At 70.8% G+C, this 10,979-nt stretch carries 9 protein-coding genes; 5 read left to right on the forward strand and 4 right to left on the reverse strand.

Annotated features, from left to right (window positions below; all coding sequences use genetic code 11):
* Window positions 1-56: 56 nt before the first annotated feature.
* Window positions 57-263, reverse strand: coding sequence for a hypothetical protein (locus tag AC08OT_RS14885; protein ID WP_462188068.1), 207 nt, complete (start codon window positions 261-263; stop codon window positions 57-59).
* A gap of 302 nt (window positions 264-565) precedes the next feature.
* Between AC08OT_RS14885 and AC08OT_RS14890 the strand changes: the two genes are divergently transcribed.
* Genes AC08OT_RS14890 through AC08OT_RS14905 form a run of 4 tightly spaced genes read left to right on the forward strand, consistent with a single transcriptional unit; the run spans window position 566 to window position 5,175 of the window.
* Complete coding sequence (locus AC08OT_RS14890; RefSeq protein WP_476594501.1) at window positions 566-1,522, forward strand: hypothetical protein; 957 nt, start codon at window positions 566-568, stop codon at window positions 1,520-1,522.
* Between the two features lie 37 nt (window positions 1,523-1,559).
* Complete coding sequence (locus AC08OT_RS14895) at window positions 1,560-2,837, forward strand: toxic anion resistance protein (RefSeq protein WP_476594500.1); 1,278 nt, start codon at window positions 1,560-1,562, stop codon at window positions 2,835-2,837.
* 26 nt (window positions 2,838-2,863) lie between these two features.
* Window positions 2,864-4,438 (forward strand): vWA domain-containing protein, encoded by a 1,575-nt coding sequence (locus AC08OT_RS14900; RefSeq protein WP_476594499.1) that lies wholly within the window; start codon window positions 2,864-2,866, stop codon window positions 4,436-4,438.
* On the forward strand, window positions 4,435-5,175 hold the full coding sequence (locus tag AC08OT_RS14905) for a hypothetical protein (RefSeq protein WP_476594498.1): 741 nt from the start codon (window positions 4,435-4,437) through the stop codon (window positions 5,173-5,175). The genes AC08OT_RS14900 and AC08OT_RS14905 overlap by 4 nt, the downstream gene beginning before the upstream one ends.
* 15 nt (window positions 5,176-5,190) lie before the next feature.
* Here AC08OT_RS14905 and AC08OT_RS14910 read toward each other — a convergent pair whose 3' ends face one another.
* Window positions 5,191-6,522, reverse strand: coding sequence for a glycosyltransferase 87 family protein (locus AC08OT_RS14910; RefSeq protein WP_476602933.1), 1,332 nt, complete (start codon window positions 6,520-6,522; stop codon window positions 5,191-5,193).
* Between the two features lie 306 nt (window positions 6,523-6,828).
* Here AC08OT_RS14910 and mptB point away from each other — a divergent pair, with 306 nt between their 5' ends.
* A complete protein-coding gene (mptB, locus tag AC08OT_RS14915; protein WP_476594403.1) occupies window positions 6,829-8,409 on the forward strand; it encodes a polyprenol phosphomannose-dependent alpha 1,6 mannosyltransferase MptB in 1,581 nt (526 codons plus the stop codon).
* Between the two features lie 31 nt (window positions 8,410-8,440).
* Here the strand turns inward: mptB and AC08OT_RS14920 are convergent, their stop codons facing one another.
* A complete protein-coding gene (locus AC08OT_RS14920) occupies window positions 8,441-8,914 on the reverse strand; it encodes a VOC family protein (RefSeq protein WP_476594404.1) in 474 nt (157 codons plus the stop codon).
* 84 nt (window positions 8,915-8,998) lie between these two features.
* On the reverse strand, window positions 8,999-10,588 hold the full coding sequence (locus AC08OT_RS14925) for an FMN-binding glutamate synthase family protein (RefSeq protein ID WP_476594405.1): 1,590 nt from the start codon (window positions 10,586-10,588) through the stop codon (window positions 8,999-9,001).
* Window positions 10,589-10,979: the final 391 nt, after the last annotated feature.

A 10,979-nucleotide genomic window follows, 5' to 3' on the forward strand; every position in this document is an offset into this window, starting at 1 on the left:
CGGAAGTGGCATTGGGGCGAGCATCGACGCCGCCCGGCTGCGCAGCCGGTGCGCGGTTACCGGCACAGAGGCCGGTACGCGAGATCGGGGGCGTATCTCCGCCACTGATCCTCGGTGATGGTGGTCGTGACGGAGCCGCACAGCGCGTGGGTGATCTCGTCCCCTCTCGTCTCCCACAGACGGGCGCCGCGGCCATCCACCGTCACCAGGGAACGGTCGCGTGGGTTGAACGTCGAGAACGTGTCGCCGGGGAGCGTGGCCACCGTCTGCGGATGGTTGGGTCTTCGCAGATCCCACGCGGACCGGGACTAATTGATGGCCGAGCGGTGCACACCGTGCGACCGAAATGTGACGTCGCCGTTTACCGGAGTGTCGCCGGGATCTACCATCATGGGGGCAGACGGGGCCAATCGGGGGATTCGGGCGGAGGGCTGGTGCGTTCGGCGCAGCGGGGCAGGACCGTCGGGCTCCTGCTGGCCGGTCTGCTCGTGATCGCGGTGGTGGCCCTGATCGTGGTCCCCCGGCTGGGGGGGGCGACGCCGGCAGTGGTCCGCCCGATGGCAACGTGCGGACCGTCCGGGTCCTGGCCGGTTCGGAGAAGCGGGACTTCTTCGCGGACCCCGCGGTGGGCGTCCGGCTCGCGGAGCTCGGCTACCGGCTGCAGGTCGATACCGCGGGGTCCAGGGAGATCGCCACCAGCCGCGACCTGACCCCCTATGACCTGGCCTTTCCGGCCGACGCGCCGCAGGCCGACCGGATCAGGGCCGCCAGGAAGGTGACGAAGTCCTACGTCCCCTTCTTCAGCCCGATGGCGATCGTCACCTTCCAGCCGATCGCGTCACTGCTGCAGAACGCCGGGGTCGTGCGGATGGACGGCGGCCACCACGTCCTGAACATGCGCGGCTACCTCGATCTGGTCGGTAGGAACACCCGCTGGTCGGACCTGCCGGGGAACACCGCTTTCGAGACCGGCAAGTCCGTGCTCATCAGTTCGACGGATGTGCGGACGTCGAACTCCGCGGCGCTGTACCTGGCAATCGCCAGCTATGTCGAGAACGGCGGCAACGTCGTCGCCGACAGCGCCGCGGCGGATCAGGTGGCCGCCCGCTGCGCACCGCTGTTCGTCAAGCAGGGCTATGTCGAGCAGTCCACCCAGGAACCCTTCGACGACTTCCTCACCATTGGGATGGGGAAGACGCCGATGGCCATGATCTACGAGGCGCAGTTTGTCGCCCGTCAGCTCGCGAAGGACGGTTCCATCAGCCCCGACATGGTCCTCATGTACCCGGAGCCAACGATCTACGCGAAGCACACGGTGGTACCGCTGACCGCCGATGGCGAGGCCGCCGGGCGGGGCTACTCGCCACCGACCCGCAGCTGCAGCGTCTCGCGGCTCAGCACGGGTTTCGTACCGCGGATGCCGCGTACGGCCGCCGCCTGGCCACCGAACGGGGTCTCGCGCCGCCGCCGTCGCTGGTTGACGTGGTGGAACCGCCCACCGCCGCCATCGAGGAACGCATGATTGACAAGATTGTGAACCAGGCGCAGGGGAGACCCGGTTGACCACGCAACCGCCGGCCGCCGACCGTAATACGGCACCCGGCGATACGGCACCTGGCAATACGGCACCTGGCGGCGACCTGGTGCTGACCCCGCCCGAGCCGGTGGCACCGGTGCCCCTTGACCGGGCCGAACCGGCCGTTCCGATCGATCCGGGCGCCGCGGCCCGGCTGGACGAGCAGGCTGGCACGTTCGCGCGCACGCTGCTGTCCATCGATGCCCACTCGCCGGCGTTCACGTCGAAGGTCGCCGCCGTGCACCGGCTGGGGGAGAAGGAGATCCGGGAATCGGCGTCGGTGTCCAACCGGTTGCTCGACAAGCCCACCCGGGCGATGAACTCCGGGCCCTTCGACCAGACCTCGGCGGTGTCGAAGTCCCTGGTCGAGCCGCGCCGGGTCGTGGCGGATCTCGACCCCTCCCGGCAGAATCTCGACGCCCCCAGAAAGCTGCTCGGCGTGCTCCCCTTCGGCAACCGGCTGCGGGACTACTTCGCCTCCTACCGGTCGTCGCAGGCCCACCTGGACGGGATTCTGCGCTCCCTGCAGCACGGTCAGGAGGAGCTGCGCCGGGACAACGCCGCCATCGAGCAGGAGAAGCAGAACCTGTGGGCGACGATCGACCGGCTGCGGGAGTACGCCTACCTCGCCGGCAGACTCGACGGTGAGCTCGAGACGGGGATCGCGGCGCTCGCGGGCACCGACCCGGACCGGGCTGAGGAGCTTCGCCAAGATGTGCTGTTCTACGTCCGCCAGAAGCACCAGGACCTGCTCACCCAGCTTGCCGTCGGCGCACAGGGCTACCTTGCGTTGGACCTGCTCCGGCGCAACAACCTCGAACTCATCAAGGATGTGGACCGGGCGAGCACCACGACCGTGTCGGCGCTGCGCACCGCGGTGATCGTCGCCCAGGCGCTGGCCGACCAGAAACTGGTCCTCGACCAGATCTCGGCCCTGAACAGCACCACCGAGAAGATTATTTCCGGCACATCGGAGCTGTTGCGCCGGCAGAGCGTCGACGTGCACCGGCAGGCGTCCTCGGCGACCGTCTCGCTGCGGGCCCTCCAGCAGGCCTTCGCGAACATCTACGCCACCATCGACGCCATCGACGACTACCGCGCCGCCGCGCTGGACACCATGCGAACGACAGTGGACGCGCTGTCCACCGAGATCGGCAGGGCCACCGCCTACCTGGACCGGTCGGCCGCGGCCGCGGGCGGCGAACTCGGCTCGTACCCCGACGGAGGTGGCGAGCTGACGCTGCCGGGCGGCGGCCGGTGAACCGACGGCCGCGCGCAGCCCTGCTCGTGTGTCTCCTGACGGTGCTGTTCGCGGCCGCCTGCTCGGGCGGAGGCTCAGGACCGGCGGACGGGTCCGGCACCGGCGAATCCGCGGGCGAACTCACCGTCCTCGCCGGCTCCGAACTCCAGGACATCCAGCCGCTGCTCTCCGATCTCACCCGGGCGACCGGCGTCACCCTGCGGCTGACCTACACCGGCACCCTGGACGGCGCCGACGCGATTACCAGGGGCACCGCCCAGGCCGACGCCGCCTGGTTCGCCTCCGACCGGTACCTGCGACTGCTGCCGACCGGCGCGACGCCCGTGGCCGCGCGATCGTCGATCATGCTGTCGCCGGTGGTGTTCGGGGTCCGGCGCAGCCTGGCCCGGCAGTTCGGCTGGACCGGCAACCCGAACGTGACCTGGGCCGACATCGCCGCGAAGGTGGCGGCCGGCCAGCTCTCCTACGCCATGACGAATCCCGCGGCGTCGAACTCGGGTTTCTCCGCCCTGGTCGGGGTGGCGGCGGCACTCGCCGGCACCTCGGACACGCTGCGCCCGCAGGACATCAGGCCTGCCCAGCTGACCTCGTTCTTCTCTGGCCAGGCACTGACCGCGGGCAGTTCCGGTTTCCTGACCGACGCCTACGCCCGCTCCCAGGACACTCTCGGCAGCATGATCAACTATGAGTCGGTGCTGCTGGCCCTGAACGCCGGGCACCGGCTGCGCGAACCATTGGAGCTGATCTATCCCAGGGACGGGATCGTCACCTCCGACTATCCTCTCCTGCTGCTGCGGCCGGATAAGCGTGATCTCTACGACCGGGTCGTCAGCTGGCTGCGCCTGCCGCAGACGCAGCGCCGGCTGCAGATCACCACGAGCCGCCGGCCGGCCCTGCCCGGAGTGGCGCTGGACGCCCGGTTCCCGACGCGGACGCTCACCGAGCTGCCCTTCCCAGCGAGCCGGCAGGTCGCCGACCAGCTGCTGTCCGCCTACCTCGACCGGTTCCGGCGGCCCAGCCACGCCATCTTCCTGCTCGACCTGTCCGGGTCGATGGCCGGACCGCGGATAGCGGCGCTCCAGGCGGCGCTGCGCGGGCTCACCGGTGCGGACGACACGTTGCCCGGCAGGTTCGCCCGGTTCCGGGGTCGCGAGAAGATCACAATGATCACCTTCGCCGGCCGGGCCCACGACCCCATGGACTTCGCCGTGAACGACCCGCGGCCGGGCTCCGCGGATCTGGCGGGCGTCAACACGTTCGTGGACGGCCTGCAACTCCAGGGCAACACCGCGATCTACTCGGCGCTGGAGGCCGGCTACCGGGCCGCCGGCGCGGCCGCCGAGGCCGACCCCGGCTACCTCACGTCGATCGTCCTGATGACCGACGGGGAGAACAACTCCGGTATCTCGGCCGCCGACTTCCGCTCCTCCTATCAGCGGCTGCCGGCGGCCGCGCGTGCCGTGCCTACCTTCACGATCGCCTTCGGGGAAGCCGACCCGGCGGCGCTGCGGGACATCTCCGCCGACACCGGCGGCGCGGTGTTCGACGCCCGTACCTCGTCGCTGGCGGACGCGTTCAAGGACATCCGTGGCTACCAGTGAACCGCCGGCGCCGCGTCCACCGCGGGCGGCTCCCGCGCCCGGCACCACCCCCGCCGCCGCCGATCCCCGGCCGGGGACAGTGGATCCTCACCTGGTTCGGTTCGGCCAAGAACATCGCCGGCTGCACGTGCGCGCTCGCCGGCGCCGGCGCGAGTGCCGCGGGCCTGGTGGACTGGCCGTTCTGGCCGCCGGTCGTCGCGGCGCTCTACGCGATCGGCGCTTTGGTCGCACCGCCGCGCCGCGCCGCGGTCGCGGGCGGTGGGATCGACGTGGGTGATCTGCGGACGGCGGTCGAGGCCCAGTACCGGACTCTGATCGACCGAGCACCGGACGGCCGGGCACTCGCCGCGGCCGCCGAGGAGGTCATCGGGGCGCTGCGGCAGGTTCTGGACACCCCGCACCTGCTGCGTCCCGGCTCGCCGGAGACGTTCGCCGTCGAGCGGACGGTCGCCGATTACCTGCCCATCGCGGTGGAGACCTATCTGGGGCTGCCGCGGGCCTACGCCGAGACCCACCGGCTGCCCGACGGCCGCACCCCCCGCGATGTCCTGCTGGCGACGCTGGCCCTGCTCGCCGGTGGGATGCGTGAGGTCACCGAGGCGGCCGCCCGCGGCGACACGGCCCAGTTGCTCGCGCACAGCCGCTTTCTCACCGACCGGTTCGGCCCGACCGAGCTCACCCTGCCCGATCCACCCCGGCCCGACCTGCCACACCTCCCGGGCTCATCTAGCCCCTAGTCCCCCCTAGCCCCCCTAGGCCCTGACGCCCCGGCGCACCAGGTCCGGATGTCGCATTCCCCATGATCGGCGGTACAGGTCCCGGCGGCCGGCGACGCGCGCCAAGGTGACCAGGAGCACGACACCGGCGATCACGTAAGCGTTCGTGAGGAGGATGGTCGGGTCGCGGTGGTGCGGCCAGTTCTGATCGTGGGGCGTGATCCACCAGACGGGGGAGGCCACGAACAACACGTAGCCGGCGAGCGCCGCTCCGACGTACCGGTGTGAGGCTCGGCCGTTGGTGCCGTTGGTGCCGTTGGTGGCGAGCCAGAGCAGCGTCGGCACCGCCCACACCCAGTGGTGACTCCACGAGATCGGCGAGACCAGCAGTCCGGTGACCGCGCAGGCGAGCAGGCCCGCGACGGGCTCCCCGCGCCGGTGCAGCCGCACCGCGAGCGCCAGCCCGGTGACGGCGACGGCGGCCACCATCAGCCGGTGGATCTGGACTACCGACGCGCCGTCTCCCCAGATCCGGGTCATCGCGCCGTACAGCGACTGGTTGCCGGCGTACGTGACCGAGCCGATCCGGCCCGGATCCGCGAACACCCCGCCCCAGTAGGCGCGGGACGCCGCGGGTGCCAGCGCGAATGCCACGGCATGGGCCGCGAGAAACGTCCCCACCGCTCCGATCGCCACCCGGCGCCGGCCGGCCAGCCACAGGTAGGCCACGAAGATCAACGGAGTCAGTTTCACCGCCGCGGCGAGACCTGTGAGAGCACCCGGTGGCAATCGGGTGAACGGTGTGGACCGTCGCCCGGGCCCGGCATCGAGCCAGACCGCCAGCATCAGCAGGATGTTGACCTGCCCGAAGATGATGGTGCTGCGAACCGGTTCCGTCGCGAGCGCCGCCACCAGCAGCAGCGGCGGCGCCCAGCGCGAGCCCAGTGCCCGCCTGGCCCCGGCGGCCCGCGCGGTGCCGGTCGGCGGGATGAGCCAGGCCCGCAGCCTGGACAGCAGCAGGATGAGTGCCGCGACGGTCAGCGCGGCCCAGACGACCTCGGCCAGCCCCAGTGGGATGGCGGCGAACGGCGTGAACAGCACCGCCGCGATCGGCGGGTAGGTGAAGGGCAGGCCGGCCGCCGTACGCACCTGGTAAAGGGCGGGCCCGTCCCAGACGGCCTGCCCACCCAGCCGGTAGACAGCGAAGTCGGTCTGCGGCTGCGGTGCGATCATCACCGTGAGCACCACCAGCGCGGCGGCGACGCCCGTGGTCACGACGGGCGCCGTCGGTCGCGCCGAGGCGACCGGCACCGGTCCCGGGCCTGCCGTCTCCCCGTCGGGGCAGGCGGTACCGGTTGCCGGGCGCATGGTTCTCGCTTGCCGCATGCGTTCGGCATAGCACCCCGAGGCGGTCCGCCAGCTGGGAGCCCGGCAGCCACCATCAGCCGTTCATCCCGGCGCCATCCGCCGGTGGCCGTCGGCGCTGAGGCAGGACACCGCGGGCTGAGGCAGGACACCGCGGGCCGAGGCAGGACACCGCGGGCCGAGGCAGGACACCGCGGGCCGGGCCGGTGCCCGTGGGCTCCGACATCCTTACAGGACAGGTATTGTTCACCGGGTGGTCCCGGGCGCGCCGCCTGTTGGCGAGGTAGAAACGTCAGGCTTTGTACCGGAATGGACAAGATAGAGGACACCGCGCCGCACGGAACCGCCCGACCGGGCGATCCTGGTCGACGCCGTTCGTCGTGCATCGGTGGGGGCGTTGGCGGACGCCTCGACGGAGGCGCCGTCCTGCTCGCGGGATGTGGGACCGCCGGATCGGTGCTGGTGGTGCTGGTAGCGGGGCGACTGGCCCTGCAGCCCGGAGTCGTGACCCCGTCACGCTGGTTCGGGCTGCTCGACCCGGTGCCGCTCGACCGCCCCTCTCCGCTACCCGCTTTTATGATCATTGGGGTGGCGCTGCTCGTCGGCGCATGGTTCCGGTTGTGCCAGCGCGCGCACCAGGGCGACCTGTCGGTCCCGCGGATAGGCCTCATCATCGGCTGCTGGGCCGTTCCGGTGCTGCTCGGCCCGCCGATCCTTAGCCTCGACGTCTACTGCTACACCGCGCAGGGGACGATGCTCGCCGCCGGGCTCGACCCCTACGCCACCGGGCCCACCGCGCTCGGCGCCCGCCCCGTCCTGCTGGCCGTCGATCCGATCTGGAGATCAGCACTGTCGCCCTACGGGCCGGTCGCCCTCGGCTACTTCCGGCTGGTGAATGCGCTTGCGGGCGGTGACGTCCTGCGCGCGGTCGTGCTGCACCGGGTCGTCGCGGGGGCGAGCGTCGTCGTGATGGCGGTGTGCGTGGTGCGGGTGTCCTCCGTGGCGCGCCGGCCCTGGGCGCTGGCGTTCTGCGCGGGTAGTCCGATCGTGCTGCTGCAGCTCGTCGGCGCGATCCATCTCGAGGCCATCCTGCTGGCGCTGCTCGTCGGCGGTCTGACGGCGGTGTACCGCGGCAGGCCGGTACTCGGTCTCGTCCTCATCACCGCGGCCGCGCTGGTGAAGTGGCCCGCGGCCTTGGTCGTCGTGGTGGTGCTGGTCTGGCGGTCGGTCAGGGCAGTGAGTGCCGCTACCGCGGCCTCGGTCGGATCGGGTCGGCGTGCGGCCCAGCTCCGTCGCGTCGGTGCCGTCGCTGGGCGGGACCTCGCCGTCGTGGCGAGCGTCGTCGTGGTGCTGTCGAGTCTGGTACCCGACGGCTTCGGATGGCTGCGCGCCGCGTGGACACCGGCCGCCGGACTGACCCTCTACGCCCCGACCACCTGCCTCGCCGATTTTCTGTCCGTCCTGGCGAGGATGGCCGGATCGGCGATGCGCTTCGAGGATCTGGTGGGACCCACCCGGGCCGCGGGTGTGGCCGTCGCCGCCGGGATCTTCGTCTGGCTGCTGGTGACCGTCCGCGACCGTGAACCGCATGCCACCGCCGGGCTGGCACTACTCAGCCTGGCCCTGCTCGGACCCGTTCTCTACCCCTGGTATCTCACCTGGGGCGCCGTGCTCCTCGGCCTGACCGGGCAGGCGCCGCGACGGGTGCTCGGGGCGGTCACCGTGGTCGGCTCGTTCCTGGCCCTGCCGCACTGCGAGCTGTTGTTCATCGATCATCCGCAGGTTGCTCCCTGGTTCGTCCGGCAGGGGCCGATCGTCCTGCTCCTCGGCTTGACCTGCGGCATCGCCGTGGCCCTGGCTGCCCGGCGTCGTCCTACCAGCGTGCCCTGAGCGCGGCGCCCGTTCCGTCCGTCGCCGGGTCTCACGCCTCGTCGGCGGCCCGGCGCAGCTCCTCGATGTCGAGCTTCGACATCTTCAGCATCGCCTGCATCGCCCGCTGGGACCGGCCCGGGTCGGGATCGTCAAGGAGCTCGGGCAGGGCCGTGGGCACGATCTGCCAGGACAGCCCGTACCGGTCCTTGATCCACCCACAGGGTCCTGCCTCGCCACCGTCGGTCAGCCGGTCCCAGTACTCGTCGATCTCGGCCTGGGAACCGCAGCCGACCTGCAGCGAGATCCCCTCCGAGAAGGTGACCTCGGGTCCGCCGTTCAGCGCGACGTACTCTTGACCATCCAGTTCAAACCGGACGGTCATGACCGTACCCTCGGGACGGGGCCCGGCCGGGCCGTAGCGGGTGATGTCGACGATCCGCGAGTTCGGGAAGATCGACGTGTAGAATGTGGCTGCCTCCTCGCCCTGAGTATCGAACCATAGACATGGCGTGATTGCTGGCATCCTCCGGCCCTTCCTGTCTGTATGAGAAGCGCGCGGCCATTTCCCGCACGAGCTTTTCCCGAAGAGCGTCGTGGTACCCCTGGATCAGGGGCGAAAGCGGTCCGGGTCGGCCGCGGCCCAGTCCGCCGCCCAGTCCGCCGGCGGCTCGGCGAGCAGTTCCCCGGGTTCGAGCCACTCGTACAGCTCGGCGTAGCTGCGGGTGTCGGTGTGGGTGACCCGGCGCATCAGCATCCCCGGGTGCAGCTGTTCGGGACCGGCGCAGCCCAGCGAAGCGATCACCTGCACCGCCTGGGCCACCGTGGCCTGTTGGTAGCGGCGTACCCGCTCGCCCTTGTCAGCGACGTCCACCGCGCGGGCGCGGCGCGGATCCTGGGTGGCCACCCCGACCGGGCAGGTGTTGGTGTGACAGCGTTGCGCCTGGATGCAGCCGACCGCCATCATCATCGCGCGGGCCGCATTGGTATAGTTGGCGCCCTGGGCGAGCCGTTTGACGATGTCCACCCCGGTGGCGATCTTGCCGCTCACCCCGATCCGGACCCGGTCCCGCAGGCCGACGCCAACGAGTGCGTTGTGCACCGTCATCAGGCCCTCGGTGAGCGGAGTGCCGACGTGGTCCTCGTACTCCAGCGGCGCGGCGCCGGTGCCGCCCTCACCTCCGTCGACGACGATGAAGTCGGGGGTGATCCCCTCCGCCAGTATCGCCCGGCAGATCGCGAGCAGTTCCCGCCGGGACCCCATACACAGTTTGAATCCCGTGGGCTTGCCGCCCGCGAGCTCCCGCATCCGGGCGATGAACAGCACCAGTTCCCGCGGAGTTGAGAAGACCCGGTGTCCCGGCGGGCTGACACAGGTCACCCCAGCCGGGACACCGCGGGCCCGCGCGATTTCGGCGCTGACCTTCGCCGCGGGCAGGATGCCGCCGAGGCCGGGCTTGGCGCCCTGGCTCAGCTTCAGCTCGATCATCCGGACCGAGGGAAGAGCTGCCTTGTCCTTGAACAGCGCCGGGTCGAAGTCGCCGTCCGCCGTGCGGGCACCGAAGTAGCCGCTGCCGATCTCCCAGACGAGGTCGGCGTGGTAGCGCAGATGATGCTCGGTGAGACCGCCCTCCCCGGTGTCGTGAGCGAAACCGCCCGCCGCCGCGCCGCGGTTCATCGCGAGCACGGCGTTGCCCGACAACGCTCCGAAGCTCATCGCCGAGATGTTGAGCAGCGCCATGTCATACGGCCGGGTGCAGTCCGGGCCGCCGATGCGCACCCGGGGCGACGGGGTGCCCGGCGCAACCGCCAGTGGCACCGTCGAATGCAGCAGGTACTCGTAGCCGACCGCGTTGACATCGCGCTCGGTGCCGAACGCCTGGTCGCTGTGGATGCCCTTCGCTCGTTCGTAGATGCTCGTCCGGATGTCGCGGTCGAACGGGCGGCCGTCGTAGTTGCGTTCGATGAAGTACTGCTGGATCTCCGGCCGGATGGACTCCAGTATGAAGCGGAGGTGGCCGAACACCGGGTAGTTCCGCAGGATTGCGTGCCGGCGTTGCGTGACGTCGTGGACGGCCAGGGCGAGCAGGGCGCCGGACACGGCGGCGGCCCCCCACCAGCCCGCCGACCACCACAGCCCGGCGGCGATCGCCGTCGCCATGAGCCCCGCCAGGGCCGGCACTATCCCGAACGAGAACATCGCGATCGCGATCCTTCCCTGCGCCGGCCGTGCGCAGGCTGTGCGCGGGCCGCGGCCGGCGGAACCCGGCCGATCTGCCTGGACTCATCGGGTCCGGCGCCTTCGACGCTATACGCCGGACGGTTCACGGAGTGTTCCACGGCCGTGCCGCGGCCGCGGGGACACGCAATGGGCGGGGACCCGCAATGGCGAGCGGGCCGTCGGTGAACAGGGTGACTCCCTGCTCACAACAACTTTCACAGTACTCCGGAATGTCCGCCTCTTTCCCTGGGGGCATCGGACGGATAGTCGCCGCCGCGTTCGTCATCCTCCACATCGAGCACAACAGGACGACCTGCCTGCACAGCGCAACGGCCCGTTACGCGGAAAGGCTTGGCGCTTTGGGATCGTC

This window comes from Frankia sp. CgJB1 (assembly GCF_977947065.1).

Bases quoted from the DNA above. Each gene is read 5' to 3' on its own strand.
- mptB (WP_476594403.1), top strand. From the start codon at position 6,829: ATGGACAAGATAGAGGACACCGCGCCGCACGGAACCGCCCGACCGGGC.
- AC08OT_RS14925 (WP_476594405.1), bottom strand. From the start codon at position 10,588: ATGTTCTCGTTCGGGATAGTGCCGGCCCTGGCGGGGCTCATGGCGACG.
- AC08OT_RS14910 (WP_476602933.1), bottom strand. From the start codon at position 6,522: ATGCGCCCGGCAACCGGTACCGCCTGCCCCGACGGGGAGACGGCAGGC.
- AC08OT_RS14920 (WP_476594404.1), bottom strand. From the start codon at position 8,914: ATGCCAGCAATCACGCCATGTCTATGGTTCGATACTCAGGGCGAGGAG.